We start from the raw sequence: 24882 nt of genomic DNA, 5'->3' as shown, positions 1-24882 counted from the left end.
AACATCTACGAGTGGGCTGGACAAGAAAGAACGGTAAATATCAGCAAGGGCAACTTTATGTTTGCTCCCTCAGCACAAGTACCAAAACTACTGAACGAATTCGACGCTAAGTATCTTGCCCGTTATACGCCGTGTACCAACATAGACGAAGAACAACTCATCGCAGCTATCGCCATAACCCATGTGGAATTGATACTCATCCATCCATTCAGAGAGGGAAACGGGCGCTTGTCGCGGCTTTTAGCCGATGTAATGGCTGTTCAGGGAGGATATAAACCGCTGGACTATCAAAGCTGGGAGCAAAACAAAACTGAATATATTTCAGCTATCCACGCAGGTATGTCAATGGACTACGACCCAATGAGGCACTGGGTCAGTAAGGCATTGAGAAGTGATTAGACCGCAAGACGGAGATGGGCGAATTTCTTGCGCACAACCTCAAGCGAAGCCTCAATCTTGGCTGAAGGCTTGCCGGTCTCAACCGCTGTTGACGTCGCGACAGAACGAGCAATATCTGCGCGAGAAGGCTTAGCATAACTCATCTGCTTTTTTATATTGCTGCTCATCACGGCCTCTCAATGGTCAAATCGAAAATAAGGAAATACCTCACAACACAATAAGTATACCAAGGTTTGTCTGCAACATCACATAATCACAGGGGTATGTACAGAAAAGGCTAATGCCTTATCCAAATAGCCAATATCCATACTGGCACGAATCCGTTATCTCCCGTCATTTATTTAATTCGAACCACTTCGCAATTCTGCTGAATGATGAAAAAATCTGATGCATTCCTGCGAGTAATCCTGCTAACCTACCGCGCAAATCTTCCTAATTGCATCTACAGATGAATCACACAGATTATCAATGATAAGATAGCGTTTTCGCCCAGGATGAGGTCTATTAGCGTTCCATCCTTAGCTGATTATATTTAGGTTTTGTCATTTAGATGGGTTGACTTAGGTCGATGGCCCAACTGAGTCAACAGGAATAATACAATTGAATCAAGTCAATATGAAAGAATCTCCAGCAAAGGATATCGATAGCCATACTCCCATGATGCAGCAATATCTGCGCCTGAAAGCACAGCACCCGGATATTCTGCTGCTTTACCGGATGGGGGATTTTTACGAGTTGTTCTATAACGATGCCAAAAAGGCGGCGAAGTTACTGGATATCTCCCTCACCAAACGTGGGCAATCCGCAGGTCAGCCTATCCCTATGGCGGGCGTTCCTTATCACGCGATTGAAAACTATCTGGCAAAACTGGTACAACTTGGTGAATCTGCGGCAATCTGCGAACAAGTGGGTGATCCTGCCACCAGTAAAGGCCCGGTTGAACGCAAAGTTGTCCGTATTGTCACCCCCGGTACGGTCACTGATGAAGCCTTGCTACAGGAGCGTCAGGATAATTTGCTAGCGGCTATCTGGCATGATAGCCAAGGGTTTGGTTACGCGACGCTGGATATCACTTCTGGCCGTTTCCGTGTTGCCGAGATGCCCGACGAAGAGACTATTGCCGCAGAACTGCAACGCACTCGTCCCGCGGAATTGCTCTATCCTGAAACCTTTGGGCCGATGGCGCTGATTGAACGTTGTCATGGCCTGCGCAGACGCTCCATGTGGGAGTTTGAGCTGGATACCGCAAGACAGCAACTGAATTTGCAATTTGGCACCCGTGATTTGATTGGCTTCGGCGTGGAAAAGGCGACGCTCGCCCTGCGTGCAGCCGGCTGTTTGCTGCAATATGTCAAAGACACCCAGCGCACTGCCCTGCCCCATATCCGCAGCCTGACGATGGAGCGCCAGCAGGAAACGGTCATTATGGATGCCGCCACTCGCCGTAATCTGGAGCTGACGCAAAATTTATCCGGTGGCACTGAGAATACGCTGGCTTCAGTCCTCGATCAATGTGTGACGCCCATGGGCAGCCGCATGCTGAAACGCTGGCTGCATACGCCAATCCGCAATAAAGCGGTGCTGGAAGATCGCCATCAAGCCATTTCCGCATTACAGGAAATCGGCTATGAATTGCAGCCGTTTTTGCGTCAGGTCGGTGATTTAGAGCGTGTCCTTGCCCGTCTTGCTCTTCGTTCTGCCCGTCCCCGTGATCTGGCCAGAATGCGTCATGCTTTCCAGCAATTGCCCGATATTCATCAGATCCTGACTTCTGCCGCTTTCCCTTATATTGAGGCGTTACAGCAACGTGTGGGACATTTTGATGAATTACAGACACTACTGGAGAGTGCCATTGTCGAAACACCACCTGTTTTAGTGCGTGACGGCGGTGTGATTGCCATGGGTTATAATGCTGAACTGGATGAGTGGCGGGCACTGGCCGATGGTGCCAGTGATTATCTGGATAAACTGGAGATCCGCGAACGTGAAAAGCTCGGCATTGATACTCTGAAAGTAGGCTTTAATGCGGTGCATGGTTACTATATTCAGGTGAGTCGTGGACAGAGCCATTTAGTCCCTATCCATTATGTTCGTCGTCAGACGCTGAAAAATGCCGAGCGCTATATCATTCCTGAATTAAAGGAATATGAAGACAAGGTGCTCACCTCCAAAGGCAAAGCTCTTGCCATTGAGAAAACCCTGTACGAAGAGTTATTCGATCTGTTGCTGCCTCACCTGGCCGATTTGCAAACCTGTGCCGAAGCCTTGTCAGAACTGGATGTACTGGCAAACCTTGCCGAACGTGCTGAAACGCTGAATTACACCTGCCCGATCCTGACGGATAAAGTCGGTATCCAGATAACAGGGGGACGGCATCCGGTTGTCGAGCAAGTATTGAGCGAGCCATTTATTTCTAACCCATTAACACTCTCTTCACAGCGCCGCTTGCTGATTATTACCGGCCCGAATATGGGGGGGAAAAGTACTTATATGCGTCAGACAGCGTTGATTACGCTGATGGCCTATATTGGCAGTTTTGTTCCTGCCGAAAAAGCAGTTATTGGCCCTGTCGATCGTATCTTTACGCGTGTCGGGGCATCTGATGATCTGGCCTCTGGGCGCTCTACCTTTATGGTCGAAATGACTGAAACAGCCAACATCTTGCATAACGCGACTGAACATAGTTTAGTTTTGATGGATGAAATCGGCCGTGGTACGTCAACTTACGATGGCTTATCCCTTGCCTGGGCTTGCGCTGAAAATTTGGCTAACCGCATCAAGGCAATGACGCTGTTTGCCACTCACTATTTCGAACTGACAACACTGCCTGAAAAACTGGAAGGTGTCGTCAATATCCATCTTGATGCGGTCGAGCATGGCGAGACTATCGCTTTTATGCACAATGTACAGGAAGGTGCAGCAAGCAAGAGTTATGGACTCGCCGTTGCTTCACTGGCCGGTGTCCCGCGCGATGTGATTAAACGCGCCCGCCAAAAATTGAAAGAGTTGGAATCACTCTCCAATCATGCGGCAGTCGGCCATGTTGATACACCGCAATTAACGCTGCTGGCAGAAGAAACTTCTCCAGCCGTTGAAGCATTGGAAAACCTTAATCCTGATACCTTGACACCACGTCAGGCTCTGGAATGGATTTATCGTCTGAAAGATATGGTTTAACGGTGACTGGAATCGCAATGAATGGAACAGCAATAAGGTTTGATACCAATCTGTTAGCACCCATTTATCAATTTTTGCAGTGCGAGACGCCCGATCAGTGGGTAGAAAAAGCTCGGCAACCCGAAAGCTTGCCGATTTTGTTGCGTGATCACCTGCTATGTGAATTGAAAGCGGCACAAAGTGCTATGTTCTTAATTCGTAAATATGCCGTTGATCCTGAAAGTGCTGATATTTTGCTGACCTGGTTTCAACCCTATGAAGATTTTGCCTATAAAAAAATAGGGAATATCCATTCATTAAAAGGTAAAAATCAGGTCACCAGGCAGATTACCGCCCGGTCGAAATCACCTTATAGTCAAGAGCTGATTGATAAGATGGTGCTATTAATTAAGGAAGAGCTGCATCATTTTTATCAGGTATTGGAAATCATGGCGGCCAAAGGAATAAGCTATGACAACATCAGCGCCAGCCGCTATGCGAAATCCCTATTTCAGCACATCACCAATCATGAACCTTATACGCTGGTCGATAAGTTGATTATTGGTGCCTATATTGAAGCGCGCTCATGCGAACGTTTCGCTAAACTGGCTCCCCATTTGGATGAAGATTTGGGCAAATTTTATATTTCCCTTCTGCGTTCAGAAGCCCGCCATTATCAAGATTATTTAGCACTGGCTCAGTCAATATCTAAAGAAGATATTACAGCAAGGGTGAATTATTTCGGTCAGGTTGAAGCGGAACTTATTCAAACGCCCGATCATGATTTTAAGTTTCATAGTGGCATTCCCATTATCTGAAATGGATAAATCAAATCGCATCCTCAAATGCTAATAGGAATATAAATGGGTGGATGAATAAATAAAAGGTGGGCTTATTTTGCCCACCTTCGAATTACCCTCTAATATACCTTTCTCTTTTCAATTGTCACTTTAGGGATGACGTCTACTCTTTCCGATCACCGAGTTATCTAGCTATCTCGTTATCTTTGTTTCTGGAAAGGCATTTATTTTCCACTACGCTGCAATTTGAAATTTCTTAGGTATAAATTTTCCAGGTATTAGTTTATTTGGTATAAGTTGCTTTTGTATAAACAACTAAGTGCGGAATAATGATTCCATATTCAAGCCTTGGGTATGCAATATATCTTTAAGACGTCGCAATCCCTCAACTTGGATCTGACGAACTCTCTCCCTTGTTAAGCCGATTTCTCGTCCAACATCTTCTAATGTTTCTGCTTCGTATCCAAGCAAACCGAAACGACGAGCCAAAACTTCGCGCTGTTTTGCGTTCAGTTCAAACAACCATTTCACGATACTCTGTTTCATATCATCATCTTGAATGGTGGTTTCCGGCCCTGTGTCATTTTCATCAGATAAAATATCCAATAAGGCTTTATCTGAATCGCCACTAATTGGTGTATCGACAGAAGTAATGCGTTCGTTAAGCCGCATCATACGACTTACGTCTTCAACAGGTTTATCCAGTTTTTCCGCAATTTCTTCGATACTGGGTTCATGATCCAATGTATGTGCCAGTTCTCTTGCAGTACGTAAATAGACATTTAATTCCTTGACGATGTGAATAGGCAGACGAATTGTGCGAGTTTGATTCATGATGGCACGTTCAATGGTTTGACGGATCCACCATGTCGCATAAGTAGAAAAACGAAAACCTTTTTCTGGATCAAATTTTTCCACTGCACGAATCAGCCCGAGATTACCTTCTTCAATCAAATCTAACAGTGCCAATCCACGATTGCTATATCGGCGGGATATTTTGACAACCAATCGCAAATTACTTTCAATCATACGTTGGCGTGCAGCAACATCTCCTCGCAGTGCTCGTCTGGCAAAAAGAACCTCTTCCTCTGCTGTCAGCAGAGGTGAGAAACCAATCTCTCCAAGATAAAGTTGTGTTGCATCGAGCACCCGTTGGTTGACTCCTTGCAACAAATCCAAATCTTCATCAAGACCAGTTAATTCATCCTCATCTTTCAGCAACGCTTCATCAAAGTCATCAGCTTCCATGCTATTTTCGTCTAAATCCGCATCATCATACAACTTATTAACTTTAAGCGTACTTTGGCTCATCAGCTGCTCCTACCCATGATAATGCGGGCAGGATTTCAGATCCTGCCCCGGTTTATCGCTGCGGAAGATAACGCAGCGGGTTTACGGATTTTCCCTTATAGCGAATTTCAAAATGCAATCTTACTGAACTTGTCCCGGTGCTACCCATAGTGGCAATTTTTTGCCCCGCTTGAACATCCTGCTGCTCACGAACTAACATTGTGTCGTTGTGGGCATAAGCACTTAGGTAGTCATCGTTATGTTTTATTATTATTAAGTTGCCGTATCCGCGTAATGCATTTCCGGCATAAACTACTTTTCCACTAGCTGTTGCAAATACAGGTTGGCCACGGCTTCCCGCAATATCAATACCTCTATTTCCTCCTTTAGAATCAGAGAAGCCCTCGAGAATTTTTCCTTCTGCCGGCCACCTCCAACTATTAATAGTATCAATACCATTAATAGCGCTATTTATTCCCGTATCCGTTGCTGTAGATACTTTTGTAGAGGCATCGTCGCTACCAGAAATAGTTTCTTTTGGCAACATTTTTCCTGACCTTGGTCTATCAATAGTTGCAGGATACGCATTAATTTTTTGAAAATCAACCTGCTTAATTTTAGATTGAGTGCTATTTGATGCTATTAATACACTATTTTTGGAGGTTGTATTACCTATTCTCAGGATCTGGCCAACATTTAAGCTATAAGGCTCTGAAATATTATTTCTGAGAGCCAGATCACGAAAGTCATTACCGGTAATCCAAGCGATATAGAACAAGGTATCACCATGTTTAACCGTGTAAGTACTCCCGCTGTAGCTTCCTTTCGGGATGCTCTCGTAGTTACGACTATAGATGATTCGCCCTTGAGAGGCGTTTCCGTTGGCAGCATCATTCACTGGATAACGGCTTTTAGCAGCATGATTATCTGATATGCGATTTGTCGAAATTGAAGAAGGAGAAGATGGCATTGGCGTCGAAACTGACGATGGCCTGGAGAGTAATCCTCCGTTTTTCTCCTTATTGTCGATAGTGACTATTGGAGCTGGACGATTAGATGTATTGCTACAACCTGCCAACATCGCTCCCATAACGGTGCCAGCGATTATCCACTTTATTTTTTTCACTCGGTTTCCCAGGTTCATACTTTATTCCCCCATAAAGGCAAATATAAGTGTAAATAACGATGATTTATAAAGAAATTTAGAATGACTAAAGACTTAAAGCGAAACATTTTGCTTAATTTGAGAAAAAATAACAGCCAATTTGAAAATTACCTCTCAAATAAAATTAGCTGATTATGCTAGCTCGCCTTGAATTAGGGGGACAAAACGGACGGATTCGATAATGTCGCCATGAAAATCATTCCCATAACGATGTACCACTTTCAGTAATTGAGTACGCTCGCCGACAGGCAAAACCATCACACCGCCATCGGCAAGCTGATGAAGTAGCGCCTGCGGAATTTCGGGGGGCGCGGCGGTAACAATAATGGCGTTAAAAGGCCCTTTTGATGGCCATCCATTCCAACCATCACCGTGGCGGGTTGAGATATTATGCAAGTCAAGTTGTTTCAGTCTGCGTTTAGCCTGCCACTGTAATCCCTTAATCCGCTCTACGGAGAAAACGTGTTTGGCTAAGTGGGCAAGTATTGCTGTTTGATAACCTGAGCCTGTCCCAATTTCCAATACATTGGATGCAGGGGTTAAATTCAGCAACTCTGTCATGCGGGCAACAATATAGGGTTGGGAGATGGTTTGCCCATGACCAATGGGCAGTGCAGTATTTTCATAGGCCTTATGTGCAAGGGCTTCATCGACAAAAGATTCCCGAGGTACTCTGGCAATAATCGCCAACAGATGCTCATTGTTAATGCCTTGCTGGCGCAATTGCACCAGCAAATTTTTCATCGACCGGTTTAACATTCCCCAATATCCCCGACTTTTGCCAACCAATCATCTATCAGCTCCTGCGCTTTATATGCCGTTAAATCCACCTGCAAGGGGGTAATGGACACAAATCCCTCTTCCACCGCAGCAAAGTCCGTTTCAGGCCCAAAATCACTTTTTTCTCCCGGCGGACCTATCCAATAGAGCATATTACCTTTGGGATCTTCCAGGGCATAGACTTGTTCAGCAGCGCTGCGGCTACCACATCGCGTCACTCGAAACCCTTTGATGTGTTCAATAGGGATATCAGGCACATTAATATTCAGAATGTTGCCCGCTCTTAAGGGGGATTTTTGCAGCAAAGCTAATAAACGCACGGTCACTTCTGCCGCTGTTTCGTAATGTTTGTCACCATTGAGCGATACTGCCAGTGCGGGTAATCCTAAGTGACGCCCTTCCATGGCAGCCGCGACCGTACCAGAGTAAATGACGTCATCACCGAGGTTAGGGCCACAGTTGATGCCTGAAACGACAATATCAGGACGAGGACGTACCAGTTTATTCACACCCAAATACACACAATCCGTCGGTGTCCCTTCCTGAACAGAAATATCACCATTGCCCAGTGTATGGATGCGCAAGGGGCGATCCAACGTTAAGGCATTTGACGCACCACTACGGTTACGGTCAGGCGCAACAACCTGAACATGATAGTGTTTCCGCAATGTAGCCGCTAAAGTTTGAATACCCGGAGCGGTGACACCATCATCGTTACTCAGTAATATCCGCAGCATTGATATATCTCGTTGATTTCATTAAAAATGACATAGGTTAATACAATAACTTACCCTGTGTTGTCCTGTTTGTCTGGTATAACCTATGATTGGGCAATATTAAGGCTATCAGAAAATTGTTTGATCTTAGCATGAGGTTAACAGTTTTGTAGAGCGGCTTTGTACTCAGGCGACATAATTAGCCAGCACAACTAACTAGCACCATTATTCTGCAATATCCGCAGCCTTATTTTGATCCTGATTGATGAGTTCTCTGACCACACTGGTTGCAAAGCTACCAGATGGCAGAGAGAAATGGAGGGTGACAGTTTGGTCATCTTGCCATTCCCACCCCAGATTAAGCGGTTTCACCAATATTGCCCGACGGGTGCTTTCCACACGCTCACGTTTGACCAATGCCCAAAGAGATTCGTCATCCAATAAGCATTGCTGTTCGAAATCCAGGGCCTGATGCTGCGTTCCCAATGCTTTGTCTCCCGGTAAAGGCGCGGTGATTTGTAGTTCGCCATCCAGAACTCGCTGCTGCAACACCGACAATTCAGACTCATCAGCCACAAACCAGCTACCACGTCCTGTTAATTGTAACGCGTCACCCTTTTTTACCTGCTGATGTTCACCCTGTGCAATACGTCTGCTGGCAATGGCATTAAACATAGCGCTACGGCAGGCAGAAAGGTAAAAACTGCGGCGGCTGCGTTCTTTGACATGAATTTCATTCGCCGCCCAGCGTTGAGCCTGAACTAAATTTTGTCCATCCCGTCCGAAACGCTGTTCACCAAAGTAATTTGGAACGCCGGTTTGCGCTATCTGCTGCAAGCGTGTGTCCACCGCTTGCCGATCAGAGATGTCTCTTAATACCAGAGTGAAATCATTGCCTTTCAATGCGCCAATCCGCAGTTTGCGTTTCTGGCGGGAAGTCGCCAGCACTTCACACCCTTCAAGTTGAAATGCCGTTAAATCTGGATCTTGTTTTCCCGGCAAGTGCAGACAAAACCACTGTTCCGTCACAGCATTGCGATCTTTCAACCCCGCATAGCTGACAGAACGCGCCGGTATTTGGGCAAAACGGGCAAGATGATCCGCGACAAATTGGGTGTTACACCCTGTTTTACGGAGATGTACCATTAAGTGTTCGCCTTCTCCATCAGGAGAAAACCCCAAGTCTTCGCGGACAATAAAATCTTCTGGTGTCGCTTTAACAACACCGGTCGCTTCTGGTTGACCATAAAACCAATGTAATTCACGCAATGACATACTTATTCCTTTACCCACTGTTCTTTTATCAATAAAGCAACCGCTTCGCAGGCAATACCTTCTTGACGGCCAACAAATCCCAGTTTTTCTGTCGTTGTCGCTTTAACGTTAATATCATCGATATGGCATTCAAGATCTTCTGCCAGATTAACCCGCATTTGGGGAATATGAGGCAACATTTTCGGTGCCTGTGCAATGATGGTGATATCCAGATTCCCGATCCGATAGCCCTTCGCACGGATACGGCGGTAGGCTTCTTTCAGCAATTCCCGGCTATCTGCGCCCTTAAAAGCCGGATCAGTATCGGGAAATAATTTACCAATATCACCCAGTGCGGCGGCACCCAGCAGGGCATCTGTGGCAGCGTGCAAGGCGACATCGCCGTCTGAATGGGCAATCAATCCTTGTTCATAAGGAATACGGACACCACCAATGACCAATGGCCCTTCCCCGCCAAATTTATGCACATCAAAACCGTGTCCAATTCTCATACGATAGGTTCCTTAACTTTTCGGGATAAGTAAAATTCAGCCAGTATCAAATCTTCAGGTTGAGTCACTTTGATATTGTCCGCTCGTCCATTGACCAGTACGGGATGATAGCCACAATACTCAAGCGCCGAAGATTCATCGGTAATGCAGGCTTGCTCGGCAAGTGCTTTGATCAGGCAATCACGTAATAGCGGCAAAGGGAATAACTGTGGGGTCAATGCGTGCCAAAGCCCGTTGCGATCAACGGTATGCGCAATCAATGGAGGGGTTGTCGATGATCCTGCCATTGATGGCGATACCATGCGTTTCATGGTGTCCCTCACTGGTGATGCCAGAATTCCACCGCATACGTCAGGAGAGGCGGCACTGTGATCAATGATCCGCAGCAGGTTATCGAGATCATTCCTATGCAGACAGGGGCGGGCTGCATCGTGCACTAAAACCCAGGTTGTTTTGTCTGTCGGCAAACCCGATAAATAATCTAATCCCGCCAATACTGAATCGGCTCGCTCTTTACCCCCAATGACGGTTGTAATTCTTGGATCAAAAGCAATGGGTAATTGCTCAAATTGGGTATCAGCAGGATTCAGCGCAAGAATAATGCGTTGTATACGAGGATGCTCAAGCAGTGCCGCCAAGGTATGTTCAAGAACCGTTTTTCCGGCAACGTTGAGATACTGTTTTGGACACGCTGATTGCATCCGGCTGCCGATACCCGCAGCAGGGATCAAAGCAATAATTTCAGTATGATCGGCAAGAGAAACATCAGCAGAGGAATGAAGTCGTGAATTATTCATTTCGATTATTATTTACTGTTCTGATTTAAAGATTATTGCGCATTCTGTTTTGAGGTATCAGGCACCATGCGATAAAAAGATTCGCCGGGTTTAATCATGCCTAATTCGCTGCGAGCACGCTCTTCAATCTCCTCCTGTCCCCCTTTCAGATCCTTGATTTCAGCAAATAGCTGATCGTTACGCGCTTTCAGTTTGAGGTTATCGACCTCTTGTTTGTCAACTTCGGCCTTAACCCGCACATAATCGTGAATGCCATTTTTGCCGAGCCACAGCGAATATTGTAACCAACCCAGCAAAACCAGTAATAGTAGCGTTAGTTTGCCCATCTCCCCCCCTGAAAAACCCGCTAATCATCCCACAACTAAAAGCATGACGCCACTGACTCTCACAAAACCATTCACAAAACCATTCACAAAATCCCCCGTAAAACCATTTACATATCCCGCCATAAAGCCAGCCAAAAACAGGGTTGCAGGACATGGCTGTGCGACATGAACGACATATATAACAATGCACTCAATGAAATGTGTGTAGAAACACATTATTCCACTAACAATAATAATGTGTTTCATGGTGATTTGTTGGTTTGATCGTTAGATTGTCAGAATTTTGTTGTTTTTCAGGGTAAAAAACAATTTTTCAATCGAGGATTCTACCGACTGTGAACCCGCTAAATAAACGTCCGGCTGTTCGGGTGCCTCATAGACCGTATCAATTCCAGTAAAATTGGGCAATTCTCCCGCACGGGCTTTTTTATAGAGCCCCTTGGGATCGCGAGCTTCACATACCGCCAGTGGTGTATCAACATACACTTCAAGAAAGCGCCCTTCTCCCATTAGTTCGCGTATTTTTTGCCGTTCCGTTTTATAAGGAGAAATAAATGCCGTCAGTACGACTAGCCCTGCATCAACCATCAATTTTGCGACTTCACCGACTCGCCGGATATTTTCCTGCCGATCGAGGTCAGAAAAACCCAAATCACTGCATAGGCCATGACGTACATTATCGCCATCTAGTAAGTAGGTTTTGATTCCCTGTGCAAATAAGGCCTGTTCCAATGCCCCTGCAAGGGTGGATTTTCCTGAGCCGGATAACCCTGTGAACCAAATCACCAAGGCAGGATGCCCATTGGCCTTTTCCCGCTGCGCCCTGTCCAAGGCATGTGAATGCCAGACGATATTGTTCTGAGCCACTTATTTTCCTCCCAAGAGATCACGAACTCCCCAATGCGGAAAATGACGGCGAACTAATCGGTTAAATTCCAGTTCAAATTCACTGTATTCTTTCGGCTCTTCGTAAACATCAGCCTGAATTTCATGCACCAATCCCGCGCCTACCGTCACATTGGTCAGGCGATCGATCAGGATAATGCCCCCGGTATCGGCATGTTGTGCGTAACTGTCGAGCAATAAAGGTTCATCAAATGAAAATTCCACCCGGCCAATCGCATTCAGCGGTAACTCAACCGCGACTTTCTGGGTCAGATGGTTAATATCCACCTGATATTGAATATTATCGACTTTGCCCCGGCTTTTTTTGCCCGCAACTTTGATATCCAAACTTTGCCCCTGAATCAGCGGCTGCTCTGACATCCAGACGACATCCACCACCGCGTGGCGAGTAACCTTCATTTGATCTTCAACCGCAACCAATAAATCACCACGGCTGATATCTATTTCATCTTTTAATACGAGGGTGATCGCTTCTCCGGGCACGGCAAAGGTGAGATCGTCGTTAAAAGTGACAATGCGCTCTACGGTAGAAACAGCACCAGATGGCATCACTTTTATTGGCTGGCCTGGCCGTAAAATCCCCGACGACAATGTGCCGCTGTAGCCACGAAAATCCAGATCAGGACGGTTCACATACTGTACGGGAAAACGCAGAGGCTGTTCTGTCGCTTTGGTTTTTACGTCTACGGACTCCAGAATGTCCAGTAAGGTTTCTCCCGTGTGCCACGCCATTTTTTCACTGCGGGTGACGATGTTATCCCCTTCCAATGCCGAGATGGGCACAAAATAGATGTTTAAATCAGCAGGCAATTGTGCGGCGAAATTCAAATAATCTTGTTTGATCTGTTCAAAGATAGCTTGTTGATATGCCATCAAATCCATTTTATTGACCGCCACCACCAAGTGACGAATACCCAGCAAGGTACTGATAAAACTGTGACGGCGCGTTTGTTCCTGAACCCCTTTGCGTGCATCGATTAATAAAATCGAGAGATCACTGGTTGAGGCACCGGTCGCCATATTGCGGGTATATTGTTCATGCCCCGGTGTGTCCGCAATGATGAATTTACGCTGTTCAGTGGAAAAATAGCGGTAGGCCACATCAATGGTAATGCCTTGTTCTCGTTCAGCTACCAATCCATCAACTAATAAAGCCAGATCGAGTTTTTCGCCCTGAGTCCCTATTCGCTTGCTGTCACTTTGTAAGGTGGCAAGTTGATCCTCATAAATTTGGCGAGTGTCATGCAGCAAACGGCCAATGAGTGTGCTTTTACCATCATCTACGCTGCCGCAGGTTAAAAAGCGCAATAATCCTTTTTCCTGCTGTAACCGCAGATAGGCTTCAACGCCGCCTTGTTGTTTGATCTGGCGGGCAATGGTTTCATTATGTGCAAGTGCTGGCATGGCTGGACTCCTTAAAAATAACCCTGACGCTTTTTCAGCTCCATAGAACCGGACTGATCACTATCAATCAGCCGCCCTTGCCGTTCACTCGTGGTTGATATCAACATTTCTTCGATAATTTCCGGCAGCGTTTCTGCTTCTGATTCCACCGCTCCGGTCAGTGGCCAGCAGCCAAGTGTCCTGAAGCGTACTTTGCGCTGGCTGATCACTTCTCCAGCTTTCAGGTCGATTCGGTCATCGTCAACCATAATGAATGTTCCCTCACGCTGAACAACCGGGCGCGGTTTTGCCAAATAAAGGGGGACGATCTCGATCTGTTCCAGATAGATGTATTGCCAGATATCCAGCTCTGTCCAGTTGGATAAGGGGAAAACGCGGATACTTTCCCCTTTGTTAATCTGGCCGTTATAGTTGCGCCACAGTTCGGGACGTTGGTTTTTCGGGTCCCAACGGTGGGAACGGTCGCGGAATGAGTAAATGCGTTCTTTGGCGCGCGATTTCTCTTCATCACGCCGCGCTCCGCCGAAAGCGGCATCAAAGCCATATTTATCCAGCGCTTGCTTCAAGCCTTCTGTTTTCATGATGTCGGTGTGTTTTGCACTACCATGAATAAAAGGATTAATTCCTAAAGCCTCTCCTTGGGGATTACGGTAAACCAGCAATTCAAAGCCATACTTTTCCGCGGTGCGATCACGAAAGTCATACATATCCTGAAATTTCCAGCCGGTATCCACGTGTAATAAAGGAAAAGGCAGTTTTCCCGGATAAAAGGCTTTACGTGCCAGATGCAGCATGACAGAGGAATCTTTGCCGATTGAATAGAGCATGACGGGATTGGCAAATTCCGCCGCCACTTCCCGAATAATATGGATACTTTCAGCTTCAAGTTGCTGTAAGTGGGTCAGTCTTTTTTCGTCCATTAAGCACTCCTTATACTAAATCAATCACAGCAGGGCGATACCACGCTATCTGATGGTGGAGCTGAGCCACCTCTCCGATGACCAGCAAAGCGGGCGATGGGGCTTGTTGCGCCAATCGCTCCAATTCGGATAAGGTTCCGGTCAATACTTGCTGTTCCGGGCGAGTGCCACAACCAATCACGGCCACGGGCGTATTGCGATCCCGGCCATGTGAAATCAGTTTCTGGCTAATCAAGGCGGCTTTCACAATCCCCATGTAAATGGCTAATGTTTGATTGCCCCGCGCCAGCGCAGGCCAATCCAGTTCAGCGCCGTTTTCACGGCAATGCCCGGTAATAAAAGTCACGCTTTGCGCGTGTTCCCGGTGGGTCAGTGGAATGCCGGCATAAGCGGAAGCGCCTATCGCCGCCGTAATGCCGGGCACGACCTGAAAAGGGATCCCTACGGCGGCGGCAATTTGTAATTCCTCGCCACCCCGACCAAAAATAAAGGGATCGCCGCCTTTCAGACGAACGACCTTTTTCCCCTGATTGGCGAGCTTGATGATAAGTTTATGGATCTCTTCCTGCGCCACTGAGTGGTCACCCGCTCGTTTTCCAACGCAGATTTTGTCTGCATCACGGCGAACTAATTCCAGCACTTCTGCACTCACCAAATGGTCATAAAGAACGACGTCAGCCTGCTGGATCACCTGCAAGCTTTTTAGAGTCAATAACCCCGGATCACCGGGCCCCGCCCCGACCAGCGCCAGTTCTCCCTGCGGAAGGGAATCATTGTGAGCCAATTGCTGTTCCAGTTGCTCCTCGGCTTGCTGCAATTGCCCATTGGCGACCAGTGTGGCAAAACGCCCATTGAACGCGTTTTCCCAAAAATGACGCCGCTGACGTAGGGAGGTAAAACGCTGTTTCACCCGTTCACGCCAGCGCCCGGCGATATTTGCCATTGCGCCAAGGCTAAATGGCAGCAAAGATTCCAGCTTTTCTCGCAATAATCGGGTTAAAACCGGAGATTTTCCTGCCGATGAGATCGCCACGATAATCGGGGAGCGATCAATGATTGAGGGGAAAATGGCGGAACAGAGAGATTGATTATCCACGACATTGGTCAAGATAGCGCGCTGATTGGCTTCGGTAAAAATATGCTGATTGAGGTGGTGATCGTCCGTCGCTGCAATGACTAAAAATATGCCATCAAGATATTCGGTTTTAAATGTTCCCTGTAACCACTCAAATTCACTTTTTTGATGGCGTTGTTGCAATTCTACATGCAGTTCAGGCGCAACAACCGTTAGCGCAGCACCAGTACGAAGTAATAAGTCTGCTTTGCGAGAAGCGATTTCACCGCCCCCCACCAGCAATACGGATCGGGCTTTAAGCTCAATAAATAAAGGTAAATAATCCACAATACTATCCTGTGTCAGACCTGTGTCAGAGCCTTTTTTGTGATCTACCCTATGAATTTCAAGTTACGAAGGGTATAGCTCTTAGTTATTATGATGACTAAAGGATGAATATATGAGGCTGCGATCAGGTTATGAAATGACAAAAAGTAATTATTTGTTCCTGAATCGCATAAGCGCTTTTTTTTTGGCTGTGACAAAGCTCATTAAGCAAAATATTCAGCATAGAAAAAGAATAGAAAAAGAATAGAAAAAGCAGCACTGCTTTTTACAAGATGCGCTGCCTGATAAAAATGGTGATGAGCTGTGAGATTAAATTTAACTTTCGTGCAAACCGCACTCACGTTTCAGACCAAAAAAACGGGTTTGTTCTTCACTCATACCCGGTTCCCATTTCTGGCTGGTATGGGTGTCTCCCACGGAAAGGTAACCCTGCTCCCATAATGGGTGGTATTCAAGGCCATGCTTTGTCAGGTATTGATGTACCTGCCGATTGTCCCAATCAATAATGGGCAGGATTTTAAAAACGCCCCGTTGAATGGCCAGCACCGGTAAGTGAGTCCGGCTTTCTGATTGCTGACGACGCAAGCCCGCAAACCAACTTTGCGCTTGCAGCGTCTTTAATGCACGGTTCATCGGCTCAACTTTGTTGATTTGGTTATAACGCTCAATCCCTGCTATTCCCTGTTCCCATAATTTGCCATGACGTGATTCTTGCCAGGCCGGAGAGTGCTCTGCACGAAAAACCTTCAAGTTGAGGTTGAGTTTTTCCGTTAATTTATCGATAAATTGATAAGTTTCAGAAAATAAGTATCCCGTATCGGTAAGTATCACGGGAATATCAGGATACTCCTGTGTCACAAGGTGCAAGCAAACCGCCGCCTGAATACCAAAACTAGAGGAAAGCACAAATTCGCCGGAGAGATGTTCCAATGCCCATCGCACGCGTTCATGGGCATCCAATGTCTCCAGCCGTTGATTGATTTTGGCCAGGGACGCAATTTGTTGCTCTGGTGTCAGTGCTGTTAATTTCGGTAAATTCAGTTCCGGTAAATTCAGCTCCGATAAATTCAGTTGGCTCATACTGCCTCCTGCCAATCGTAAAAATCGACGGCTGAATTCAATACTGGCTTGATGATATCAGCACGGATCAGGAAATCACCGAAACCTTCATCGGTATGACGTTCCGATGCCCAACAACCAATTAATTCATCCAGTATCTCAAGGATCTCGGCTGAGGTGATATTTTCCTTGTACATGCGGGGAATTCGATCACCAATGCGATTTCCACCAAGGTGTAGGTTGTAACGATCAAGCGCTTTCCCCACCAGCCCAATTTCTGCCAGCATCGCCCTGCCACATCCATTGGGGCAACCCGTCACCCGCAGGATAATCTCTTCATCTCCCACCCCATGCTTTGCCATTAGCGCATCGACATGGTCAACAAAAGCCGGCAGGAAACGTTCTGCTTCGGCCATCGCTAATGGGCAGGTCGGAAAGGAAACACACGCCATCGCGTGGTGACGCAACGTCGTTACGCTCTCATCAATTAAACCATGAGCACGGGCAATCTCTTCAATCCGCGATTTTTCACTCTCCGGTATCCCTGCCACAATCAGGTTTTGGTTGGCTGTCAGGCGAAAATCGCCTTGATGGATTTTGGCAATTTCTGCGATCCCGGTTTTTAATGGCTTGTTGGGATAATCCAGCAAACGGCCATTTTCAATGAATAGGGTCAGGTGCCATTGATCATCAATGCCCTTTAACCAACCGATTTGGTCGCCCCGACCCGTGAATTCATACGGGCGAATGGCGGCAAATTTCACACCGGCGCGTTTTTCAACTTCCTGTTTGAAGGTTTCGATACCCACGCGCTCAAGGGTATATTTGGTTTTCGCATTTTTACGATCCGTGCGGTTGCCCCAATCACGTTGGGTTGTCACTATCGCCTCCGCAATGGCCAGTGTGTGTTCCAGTGCAATAAAACCAAATTCACTCGCCAAGCGTGGAAAGGTTTTTTTGTCACCGTGGGTCATGGCTAATCCCCCACCCACCAACACGTTAAAGCCGATTAACTGATCATTTTCTGCCACGGCGACAAAGTTCATATCGTTAGCATGCAGATCCACATCATTCTGTGGCGGAATAACCACCGATGTTTTGAATTTACGGGGCAGATAGGTGGCACCAAGGATCGGTTCTTCATCGGTGGTGGCGACTTTTTCTTTATCCAACCAGATTTCAGCATAGGCGTTGGTGCGGGGCAGCAGGTGCTCCGAGATCTTTTTCGCCCATTCATAGGCCTGTTGGTGCAAAGCCGATTGCACCGGATTGGAAGTACACAGCACATTACGATTAACGTCGTTGGCGGTTGCCAGTGAATCCAATCCCATCTGTGCCAATAATTGGTGTGCCGGCTTGAGGTTATTTTTTAAGATCCCATGAAACTGGAATGTCTGTCGGTTAGTTAATCGAATACTGCCATACAGCGTATTTTCTGTTGCAAACCGATCAATGCCCAGCCACTGGTTTGGGGTAATAATCCCTCCCGGCAGACGACAACGCAGCATCATGGCGTGACGCGGTTCGAGTTTTTGTTCTGCGCGCTCTGTCCGAATATCACGGTCGTCTTGTTGATACATGCCATGAAAGCGGATGAGAAGGAAATTATCGCCTTCAAATCCGCCTGTCAGCCCATTTTTTAAATCTTCGCTGATCGTTCCTCGCAGATAATTGCTGTCTGACTTCATGCGCTCACTGTCTGCAAGTTTGCCTTCAACGATCTTGCCTTCAATGATCTTACCTTCAATGCTCAAAGGATTTTTTTTCTCTTTGTTCACATTGCTCATGTTGCTCATATTAGTAAACATCTCTCTGATAACGGCGCTCAAGGCGCAATTCACTCAAGAATTCATCAGCCTGTTCAGCATCCATGCCACCCTGTTGTGAAATGATGTCTAATAGGGCTTGTTCTACATCTCTTGCCATGCGATTCGCATTGCCACAAACATACAGATGGGCGCCATCCTGGATCCAGCGCCAGACTTCTTCTCCCTGTTCACGCAGTTTGTCTTGTACATAGACTGTATGTTGCTGATCCCTTGACCATGCCAGATCAATGCGGCTCAATAAGCCATCTTTCACATAACGCTGGAATTCAACCTGATAGAGAAAATCTTCCACAAAATGTGGGTTACCGAAAAACAGCCAGTTTTTGCCTTCAGCCTCCTGACTGTCGCGGTGTTGCAAAAATGCCCTGAACGGCGCAATACCTGTGCCGGGCCCAATCATAATGATGGGGGCATTAGGATCAGCCGGTAAACGGAAATTGTCGTTTGGTTCGATGAACACGCGGATGTTGTCATCTTCCTGCAAGCGATCGGCCAGATAACCTGATGCTCCGCCTGTACGGGCACGCCCTTCAATGTCATAGCGGACAACACCCACGGTAATGTGGACTTCGTTTTCCACTTCAGATTGTGCAGACGAGATGGAATAGAACCGCGGTGTCAGCGGGCGCAATAAATCAATAAATTGTTGGGCTTCTGGATGTGAAGCAACTGCTCTGACCATATCAACAAGCGGTGTTGTCTGAACGTATTGCTGCAATGCGGGTTTGTTAGCGACTAACGCCAACAATTTTTCATCTTTCGCCAAAGCAGCATATTTTTCAACAATCACGCCGGTATTTTGGGTCAACTCGACATGGTGTATCAGTGCCTCACGCAATGGGAGTGACTTTCCTTGCACATTCACGGGTTCTGAATCGTCCAACCAAAGCAGGCTAATTAATTCATCCGCTAAAGCCGGATCATTTTCAAACCAGACGCCAAGTGCATCCCCTGGCTGATAGCGCGCGCCTGACTCGCGCAAATCAATTTCAATATGGCGGACATCTTTTTCAGATCCACGCCCCGTTATTTTTTGGTTAGTCAGCAGAGAAGCGGTCAACGGCGTTTCTTTGGTATAGATTTGTTTGTCATGTGCCGGAGTGATCAGTGAAGTAGCCGATTTTGCCTGTACTGGTTTCGCCTGTACAGATAAACGCGGCGTCAAAATAGCCGTAATTTGCTGACGCCATTGATCCGCTTGCTCTTGGTATTCAACATCAGCATCAACACGATCCAGCAGACGCTGAGCGCCAAGCTCATGCAAACGACGGTCAAAATCTTTCCCTGCCTGACAAAAGTTTTCATACGACGTATCTCCAAGGCCAAATACGGCATATACCGTCTCTTTCATTGACGGCGCTTTTTTGGAATGGAGATATTTATAGAGTGCGACGGCTTCTTCGGCAGGTTCACCTTCACCTTGTGTCGAAGCAATTATAATCAATACTCGCTCTTGGGAAATTTGCTTAAATTTATAGTCACCTGCATTAATCAAGTTAACATTGAGCCCCTCTGTCAATAGGGAGTTTCGCAGTTGTTCTGCTAAACGACGGGCATTACCTGTTTGCGATGCAGAAAGCAAAGTGATTGTTTCCTGAACGGAAACAGCTGAAGTTTCGGTTTGTGGCTGGTGATTCACCATCCCCCAAAAATAACCAGACAGCCAAGCTAATTGATGGGGAGAAAAATCGCTAATTGCAGATTGCAAGCGTGATAATTGTTCTGGAGAAACAGGTAATAATGCGGTTGACGGTGGTTTTGCGGTCATTGTCCCAGTGCCCTTTGCTATAGCCAGAATCCATGTTGTCATGTTGCATGTTGCATGTTGCCGTTATAAACGATATCGCTGTAAACGATGTAGAAATCATAAACAAGGATTAAGCGTCAGGTTATCTCAAAATAGCAGCCATATTTAAAGAAAGGATCGTAATATCTCATAACCAAAACGCCTAATTTTATTTACAGATTTAATATATCGATAAACCCGTTAAGCATCGTGCTTTTTACCTCCAGAAAAATCACGTTAAGCTCGTAAAGTTCAGGTAGAATAGCCGACCTTTTGAAATCAGGGGAAAAGCATAATGAGTACAACCATCTTTAAAGATTTTCAATTCGAAGCAGCACACCACCTTCCACACGTCCCTAAAGGGCACAAATGTGGGCGTCTGCATGGGCATTCATTTACGGTCCGTCTGGAAATCACCGGAGAAGTCGATCCTTTCAGTGGCTGGCTTATGGATTTTGCCGATGTAAAAACGGTCTTTAAACCGATTTGGGAACAGCTCGATCACAACTATCTCAACGAAATTACTGGGCTTGAAAATCCAACCAGCGAAGTCTTGGCCAAGTGGATCTGGGAAAAGTTAAAACCGTTGTTGCCTCAACTCAGTGCTGTGATGGTCAAAGAGACCTGTAGCGCCGGTTGTATTTATCGAGGCAAGTGAAGATTCAGCACCAGAGGCTGGTGCTGAATAAAATTCAGGCGATATTTAAGTATTTATGGGTTTGCATCGAAAAACGCCAATTACGGGCAATACATGTTTCGATGCACAGGCGGGTTGCCTCTTCTTTCTGACTGATCGGCTGTAAGGCAATCACCGGAGCAGGGTGGCCATCAAGCATCACCAATAATTCATCCAATGCTTCAATATCGCGCTGCCGCCCGACCGGATGCTTGATTTCATTGGCGCGTTTCATCGCTTCAGGCAAGACTTGATATCCGCCACGCATTTTCACTTTCGGAGAAACCGTCACCCACGTTTTGTCAGAACACTGGATCACGTGTGTACCGCTTGTCTCTATCTGGCATTGATAACCTGCACTTTCCAGTGTTTCAGTCAAAGGGCGCAAGTCATACAGACACGGTTCTCCACCAGTAATGACAATATGTTTCGCACTGTAACCTTGACGAGTGAATATACTGAGCAGTTGCCTTGCACTCGCCACTCCCCACCGATCACTGTCTTGTGATTTCAGTAAGATATTTTCCATCGGCTGCTGTTTATCAGCCTCTTTTTCCCACGTGTGTTTGGTATCGCACCAGCTACATCCTACCGGGCATCCTTGTAATCGGATGAAAACCGCAGGTACACCGGTAAACACGCCTTCTCCCTGTAACGTTTGGAAGATTTCATTTATTGGGTAAATCATAAAAAAACTCTGGCATTAATAAACTGCCCGTTATTATTACAGATATCTATCCCGCGAACATCCATCTTTATGGTATTGTACGAGGTTGCTTTTGCTGGCAACTCGCGCCAGACAGGGCATCGTATGCCTAACATACTCTCAGGCATGAAAGGATAGATGGGAATAACGAATGCAAAATAATGAAAATCAGCTTAAACAGGGTCTAAGCGTGCGGCATATTCGCTTCATGGCTTTAGGCTCTGCAATAGGCACGGGGCTGTTTTATGGCTCAGCAGCAGCGATACAGCAAGCTGGCCCCGCTGTATTGCTGGCCTATTTAATCGGCGGTGCCGCCGTATTTATCGTGATGAGAGCACTTGGCGAAATGGCCGTTCACCATCCCGTTTCTGGTTCTTTTTCACAATATGCCAGCCATTATTTGGGGCCTTTGGCCGGTTTTTTAACTGGCTGGATCTATGTTCTTGAAATGCTGTTTGTTTGTCTGGCTGATATTACCGCATTCGGCACCTATATGAAGCTCTGGTTCCCACATGTTGATCAGTGGATTTGGGTTCTGGGGATTGTCTGTTTTATTGGCGCCTTGAATCTGTGTCACGTCAAGATTTTTGGTGAAATGGAATTTTGGCTTTCGATCATTAAAGTCACGGCCATCATTGCCATGATTGTCGGTGGCCTTGCCATTATGTTTTACGGTTTCGGGCAAGCCACTGAACATGCAACGGGCTTGTCCAATTTATGGGAGCATGGCGGTTTTATGCCAAATGGTATCAGTGGTGTCATCGCTTCATTCGCCATTGTGATGTTCGCCTTTGGTGGCATTGAAGTCATTGGTATCACAGCCAGTGAAGCGAAAAACCCAGAAAAAACTATCCCTAAAGCCATTAATGCTGTCCCATTCCGCATTTTAATCTTTTATGTTTTGACGCTGTGCATCCTGATGAGCATCTATCCGTGGAATCAAATTGGTCAGGACGGAAGTCCATTTGTACAGATTTTCTCCCATTTAGGGATTAATTCAGCCGCGAATATTCTGAATGTGGTTGTGATTACTGCGGCGATTTCCGCTATCAACAGTGATATATTTGGCGCAGGCAGAATGATGTATGGTATGGCTCAGGAAAGACAAGCGCCCAAATCATTCAAGAAACTGACTCGTAATGGTGTGCCCTGGATGACGGTGCTTGTCATGACTACGGTTCTGTTATTCGGCGTGGTGCTAAATTATCTCATTCCTGAAGAGATCTTCATTCTTATCGCTTCTGTGGCGACATTTGCAACCGTATGGGTTTGGCTGATGATTTTAGTCTCACATGCTGCCATGCGTCGCCAAATGAGTGCGGAAGAAGTCAAGACGTTGAAATTCCCCATTCCAATGTGGCCCATTGCCCCTGCCATCACGATCGTCTTTATGGTCAGTGTTATCGCTTTGTTGGGCTATTTTGAACAAACAAGAGATGCGCTATATGTTGGTATAGGTTGGGTAGTTGTGCTGACGCTGGCCTATTTCTTCGGCGTGAAGAAGCAACTATCAACAAAACGCTCCTTCAATCAGTAAGAATCAATCATGCTTTAAAAAGCGTCGGCCATCTCCGACGCTTTTTTATTTGCTCTCAGTTATCGTTACGCAGAGAAGTCGTTACAAAGAGAAATTCACTATCAGAGGGTTATGATCAGAAGCACCAGTCATGACAACGGTTGCACGCGAAACGTTTAACTCACGATAAAACACAAAATCCAGCGGTTTGCCAAAAACAATCGTTCTATGATCATCATTAAAATGCACTTCTCTCAATTGCATACGGCGTGCAAAGCGCTCCAATATTCTTAACCTCTGCCGACTCCAGGCATTAAAATCGCCGGCAAAAATAACCGGGCCATTATGTAAACTGATATGGATACCAATGTTATTTAATTGTCGGTTATAGCCATCGACACCAAGGCTAAAGTTAATGGCGTGCACGTTTATCACCATCAACTGACGTTCATCGGGTAATGGATAAATCGTAATTAATGATGATTTAGCGAGCCTGAATATCGGCTCTTTCTCACGAAGCGGGCAACAATAAACCGGTGAGGACGATGCCAATGTCATCACGCCTGATGGATGTTGGGGAATAGCAAATGCAGGAACCTGATCCGCGATCAACCCGCTGGTTGTAATAAATTTCAATAAAGCCGGGGTCGTTTGTGCCTCTTGCAGTAAAACAAGATCACTCTCCTCAATTAAAGAAGCCAAAACATTTTGCCATGACGGACGCTGCTGTTTGTAGATATTCCAGATGGCGACAGAAAGCTTTCGATCGTTGGCAAGAAGCGGTTCTCCATGAGGTAACAACGCATCCTCAAGTAATTGCTGAGAAGTAGGAAAAATGCGTTCCACAGGCTGCCCAGCGACATATCTCATGGCATAATTTTTTTGAGCGTGATCTTTTTTCACCCAGCTTTTTATTAAGTAACTGCTCCTGATCAAGTTTCCCCCTAATTACCTCAACATCGTTACCTCTACTAATATGACATCTTGATAAATGATTTCAATCTCTAACGCTTAAAAAAACAGCATCATTGTATAACAATAGATTAACAACATAATATATTGGCAAAATAATTATTCATTGAACTTTAGAATGAGTAGAGAGGTTCATTTAGTGCTAAAAATGACATTAATATATTTGATAAGTATCAATAAATATTATTTTTAAGAAATAAATCCTCCCGCGATGCAATATATAGATCCCCTAATAACCAAGACCTCCTTTTCAACTGATGAAGAGATATAACGATCTGATTAATTAAAAGTCTTTTTCATACAATGAATTAATTTATAAAATTTGTTATTACAACGTAGATAAGTCCCATTATAGGCTAAATGAAAGTTTTAGATTCGTTATCTGCCAAGAGTCAAAGAGATAAACGAATTTAAAATAGATGATAAGGATAAGCAATAAGCCATGGATTAAATGGGTAGATGTTGATTTCAATGTACAGAAAAACCCCTGAGAGATATCTCTCAGGGGTTA

24 protein-coding genes are annotated in these 24882 nt (G+C 45.9%); 5 read left to right on the top strand and 19 right to left on the bottom strand.

Translation table 11 applies throughout. The annotated features are described in order from the left end of the window. A partial coding sequence (locus PSI15_RS13900; protein WP_273584017.1) for a Fic/DOC family protein occupies window positions 1–399 on the top strand: 399 nt, incomplete at its 5' end. Here the strand turns inward: PSI15_RS13900 and PSI15_RS13895 are convergent. Next, a complete protein-coding gene (locus PSI15_RS13895) occupies window positions 396–566 on the bottom strand; it encodes a hypothetical protein (protein ID WP_167541636.1) in 171 nt (56 codons plus the stop codon). The genes PSI15_RS13900 and PSI15_RS13895 overlap by 4 nt on opposite strands. 448 nt (window positions 567–1014) lie before the next feature. Between PSI15_RS13895 and mutS the strand changes: the two genes are divergently transcribed. Together mutS and miaE are read left to right on the top strand one after the other, a co-directional pair. Beyond that, the gene (gene mutS, locus PSI15_RS13890; RefSeq protein ID WP_273584021.1) at window positions 1015–3576 is read left to right on the top strand and encodes a DNA mismatch repair protein MutS; all 2562 of its coding nucleotides are present in this window, start codon (window positions 1015–1017) and stop codon (window positions 3574–3576) included. A 17-nt stretch (window positions 3577–3593) separates the two neighbouring features. Further along, entirely contained in the window at window positions 3594–4373 is a 780-nt protein-coding gene (gene miaE, locus PSI15_RS13885; protein WP_273584020.1) for a tRNA isopentenyl-2-thiomethyl-A-37 hydroxylase MiaE, read from the top strand. 297 nt (window positions 4374–4670) lie between these two features. Here miaE and rpoS read toward each other — a convergent pair whose 3' ends face one another. From rpoS to cysJ, 16 genes are all read right to left on the bottom strand, one after another. Continuing rightward, complete coding sequence (gene rpoS, locus PSI15_RS13880) at window positions 4671–5666, bottom strand: RNA polymerase sigma factor RpoS (protein WP_045972288.1); 996 nt, start codon at window positions 5664–5666, stop codon at window positions 4671–4673. 52 nt (window positions 5667–5718) lie between these two features. After that, window positions 5719–6789, bottom strand: a complete 1071-nt coding sequence (nlpD, locus tag PSI15_RS13875) for a murein hydrolase activator NlpD (RefSeq protein ID WP_273584016.1) — start codon at window positions 6787–6789, stop codon at window positions 5719–5721. A 153-nt stretch (window positions 6790–6942) separates the two neighbouring features. After that, the gene (locus PSI15_RS13870) at window positions 6943–7569 is read right to left on the bottom strand and encodes a protein-L-isoaspartate(D-aspartate) O-methyltransferase (protein ID WP_273584015.1); all 627 of its coding nucleotides are present in this window, start codon (window positions 7567–7569) and stop codon (window positions 6943–6945) included. Then, window positions 7563–8327, bottom strand: coding sequence for a 5'/3'-nucleotidase SurE (gene surE / locus PSI15_RS13865; protein WP_273584014.1), 765 nt, complete (start codon window positions 8325–8327; stop codon window positions 7563–7565). Before surE ends, PSI15_RS13870 begins: the two co-directional genes overlap by 7 nt. 204 nt (window positions 8328–8531) lie before the next feature. Continuing rightward, window positions 8532–9581, bottom strand: a complete 1050-nt coding sequence (gene truD, locus PSI15_RS13860) for a tRNA pseudouridine(13) synthase TruD (RefSeq protein ID WP_273584013.1) — start codon at window positions 9579–9581, stop codon at window positions 8532–8534. Window positions 9582–9583: 2 nt separating this feature from the next. After that, window positions 9584–10072 (bottom strand): 2-C-methyl-D-erythritol 2,4-cyclodiphosphate synthase, encoded by a 489-nt coding sequence (gene ispF / locus PSI15_RS13855; RefSeq protein WP_273584012.1) that lies wholly within the window; start codon window positions 10070–10072, stop codon window positions 9584–9586. Next, window positions 10069–10869, bottom strand: coding sequence for a 2-C-methyl-D-erythritol 4-phosphate cytidylyltransferase (gene ispD, locus PSI15_RS13850; protein WP_273584011.1), 801 nt, complete (start codon window positions 10867–10869; stop codon window positions 10069–10071). Before ispD ends, ispF begins: the two co-directional genes overlap by 4 nt. A gap of 32 nt (window positions 10870–10901) precedes the next feature. Further along, entirely contained in the window at window positions 10902–11195 is a 294-nt protein-coding gene (gene ftsB / locus PSI15_RS13845) for a cell division protein FtsB (protein ID WP_273584010.1), read from the bottom strand. A 24-nt stretch (window positions 11196–11219) separates the two neighbouring features. After that, the gene (locus PSI15_RS13840; protein ID WP_273584009.1) at window positions 11220–11441 is read right to left on the bottom strand and encodes a hypothetical protein; all 222 of its coding nucleotides are present in this window, start codon (window positions 11439–11441) and stop codon (window positions 11220–11222) included. 21 nt (window positions 11442–11462) lie between these two features. Beyond that, window positions 11463–12062 (bottom strand): adenylyl-sulfate kinase, encoded by a 600-nt coding sequence (cysC, locus tag PSI15_RS13835; RefSeq protein WP_273584008.1) that lies wholly within the window; start codon window positions 12060–12062, stop codon window positions 11463–11465. Further along, window positions 12063–13505: a sulfate adenylyltransferase subunit CysN gene (gene cysN / locus PSI15_RS13830; RefSeq protein ID WP_273584007.1), complete on the bottom strand. Its 1443-nt coding sequence runs from the start codon at window positions 13503–13505 to the stop codon at window positions 12063–12065. A gap of 11 nt (window positions 13506–13516) precedes the next feature. Then, a complete protein-coding gene (cysD, locus tag PSI15_RS13825) occupies window positions 13517–14425 on the bottom strand; it encodes a sulfate adenylyltransferase subunit CysD (protein WP_045972307.1) in 909 nt (302 codons plus the stop codon). A 10-nt stretch (window positions 14426–14435) separates the two neighbouring features. Next, window positions 14436–15827, bottom strand: a complete 1392-nt coding sequence (gene cysG / locus PSI15_RS13820; protein WP_273584006.1) for a siroheme synthase CysG — start codon at window positions 15825–15827, stop codon at window positions 14436–14438. Between the two features lie 315 nt (window positions 15828–16142). Next, a complete protein-coding gene (locus PSI15_RS13815; protein ID WP_273584005.1) occupies window positions 16143–16907 on the bottom strand; it encodes a phosphoadenylyl-sulfate reductase in 765 nt (254 codons plus the stop codon). Continuing rightward, the gene (gene cysI, locus PSI15_RS13810) at window positions 16904–18673 is read right to left on the bottom strand and encodes an assimilatory sulfite reductase (NADPH) hemoprotein subunit (protein ID WP_273584004.1); all 1770 of its coding nucleotides are present in this window, start codon (window positions 18671–18673) and stop codon (window positions 16904–16906) included. Before cysI ends, PSI15_RS13815 begins: the two co-directional genes overlap by 4 nt. A gap of 10 nt (window positions 18674–18683) precedes the next feature. Continuing rightward, on the bottom strand, window positions 18684–20483 hold the full coding sequence (gene cysJ, locus PSI15_RS13805) for an NADPH-dependent assimilatory sulfite reductase flavoprotein subunit (protein WP_273584019.1): 1800 nt from the start codon (window positions 20481–20483) through the stop codon (window positions 18684–18686). 313 nt (window positions 20484–20796) lie between these two features. Between cysJ and queD the strand changes: the two genes are divergently transcribed. Further along, window positions 20797–21159 (top strand): 6-carboxytetrahydropterin synthase QueD, encoded by a 363-nt coding sequence (gene queD, locus PSI15_RS13800; RefSeq protein ID WP_273584003.1) that lies wholly within the window; start codon window positions 20797–20799, stop codon window positions 21157–21159. A gap of 34 nt (window positions 21160–21193) precedes the next feature. On the opposite strand, the gene queE is transcribed toward queD, so the two are convergent. Continuing rightward, complete coding sequence (gene queE, locus PSI15_RS13795) at window positions 21194–21865, bottom strand: 7-carboxy-7-deazaguanine synthase QueE (RefSeq protein WP_273584002.1); 672 nt, start codon at window positions 21863–21865, stop codon at window positions 21194–21196. A gap of 169 nt (window positions 21866–22034) precedes the next feature. Here queE and PSI15_RS13790 point away from each other — a divergent pair, with 169 nt between their 5' ends. Continuing rightward, on the top strand, window positions 22035–23420 hold the full coding sequence (locus tag PSI15_RS13790; protein ID WP_273584001.1) for an amino acid permease: 1386 nt from the start codon (window positions 22035–22037) through the stop codon (window positions 23418–23420). An 81-nt stretch (window positions 23421–23501) separates the two neighbouring features. Here the strand turns inward: PSI15_RS13790 and PSI15_RS13785 are convergent, their stop codons facing one another. Continuing rightward, entirely contained in the window at window positions 23502–24302 is an 801-nt protein-coding gene (locus tag PSI15_RS13785) for an endonuclease/exonuclease/phosphatase family protein (RefSeq protein WP_273584018.1), read from the bottom strand. Window positions 24303–24882: the final 580 nt, after the last annotated feature.

It is taken from the genome of Xenorhabdus sp. PR6a (genome assembly GCF_028599065.1).
Taxonomy (GTDB): Bacteria; Pseudomonadota; Gammaproteobacteria; order Enterobacterales; family Enterobacteriaceae; genus Xenorhabdus; species Xenorhabdus doucetiae.
This window is presented reverse-complemented; position numbering and strand designations above follow the sequence as displayed.

Excerpts from the sequence above, each read along its gene's own strand:
- PSI15_RS13895 (WP_167541636.1), bottom strand. The coding sequence starts at position 566 with ATGAGCAGCAATATAAAAAAGCAGATGAGTTATGCTAAGCCTTCTCGC.
- mutS (WP_273584021.1), top strand. The coding sequence starts at position 1,015 with ATGAAAGAATCTCCAGCAAAGGATATCGATAGCCATACTCCCATGATG.
- miaE (WP_273584020.1), top strand. The coding sequence starts at position 3,594 with ATGAATGGAACAGCAATAAGGTTTGATACCAATCTGTTAGCACCCATT.
- rpoS (WP_045972288.1), bottom strand. The coding sequence starts at position 5,666 with ATGAGCCAAAGTACGCTTAAAGTTAATAAGTTGTATGATGATGCGGAT.
- nlpD (WP_273584016.1), bottom strand. The coding sequence starts at position 6,789 with ATGAACCTGGGAAACCGAGTGAAAAAAATAAAGTGGATAATCGCTGGC.
- PSI15_RS13870 (WP_273584015.1), bottom strand. The coding sequence starts at position 7,569 with ATGTTAAACCGGTCGATGAAAAATTTGCTGGTGCAATTGCGCCAGCAA.
- surE (WP_273584014.1), bottom strand. The coding sequence starts at position 8,327 with ATGCTGCGGATATTACTGAGTAACGATGATGGTGTCACCGCTCCGGGT.
- truD (WP_273584013.1), bottom strand. The coding sequence starts at position 9,581 with ATGTCATTGCGTGAATTACATTGGTTTTATGGTCAACCAGAAGCGACC.
- ispF (WP_273584012.1), bottom strand. The coding sequence starts at position 10,072 with ATGAGAATTGGACACGGTTTTGATGTGCATAAATTTGGCGGGGAAGGG.
- ispD (WP_273584011.1), bottom strand. The coding sequence starts at position 10,869 with ATGAATAATTCACGACTTCATTCCTCTGCTGATGTTTCTCTTGCCGAT.
- ftsB (WP_273584010.1), bottom strand. The coding sequence starts at position 11,195 with ATGGGCAAACTAACGCTACTATTACTGGTTTTGCTGGGTTGGTTACAA.
- PSI15_RS13840 (WP_273584009.1), bottom strand. The coding sequence starts at position 11,441 with ATGAAACACATTATTATTGTTAGTGGAATAATGTGTTTCTACACACAT.
- cysN (WP_273584007.1), bottom strand. The coding sequence starts at position 13,505 with ATGCCAGCACTTGCACATAATGAAACCATTGCCCGCCAGATCAAACAA.
- cysD (WP_045972307.1), bottom strand. The coding sequence starts at position 14,425 with ATGGACGAAAAAAGACTGACCCACTTACAGCAACTTGAAGCTGAAAGT.
- PSI15_RS13815 (WP_273584005.1), bottom strand. The coding sequence starts at position 16,907 with ATGAGCCAACTGAATTTATCGGAGCTGAATTTACCGGAACTGAATTTA.
- cysI (WP_273584004.1), bottom strand. The coding sequence starts at position 18,673 with ATGAGCAATGTGAACAAAGAGAAAAAAAATCCTTTGAGCATTGAAGGT.
- cysJ (WP_273584019.1), bottom strand. The coding sequence starts at position 20,483 with ATGACCGCAAAACCACCGTCAACCGCATTATTACCTGTTTCTCCAGAA.
- queD (WP_273584003.1), top strand. The coding sequence starts at position 20,797 with ATGAGTACAACCATCTTTAAAGATTTTCAATTCGAAGCAGCACACCAC.
- queE (WP_273584002.1), bottom strand. The coding sequence starts at position 21,865 with ATGATTTACCCAATAAATGAAATCTTCCAAACGTTACAGGGAGAAGGC.
- PSI15_RS13790 (WP_273584001.1), top strand. The coding sequence starts at position 22,035 with ATGCAAAATAATGAAAATCAGCTTAAACAGGGTCTAAGCGTGCGGCAT.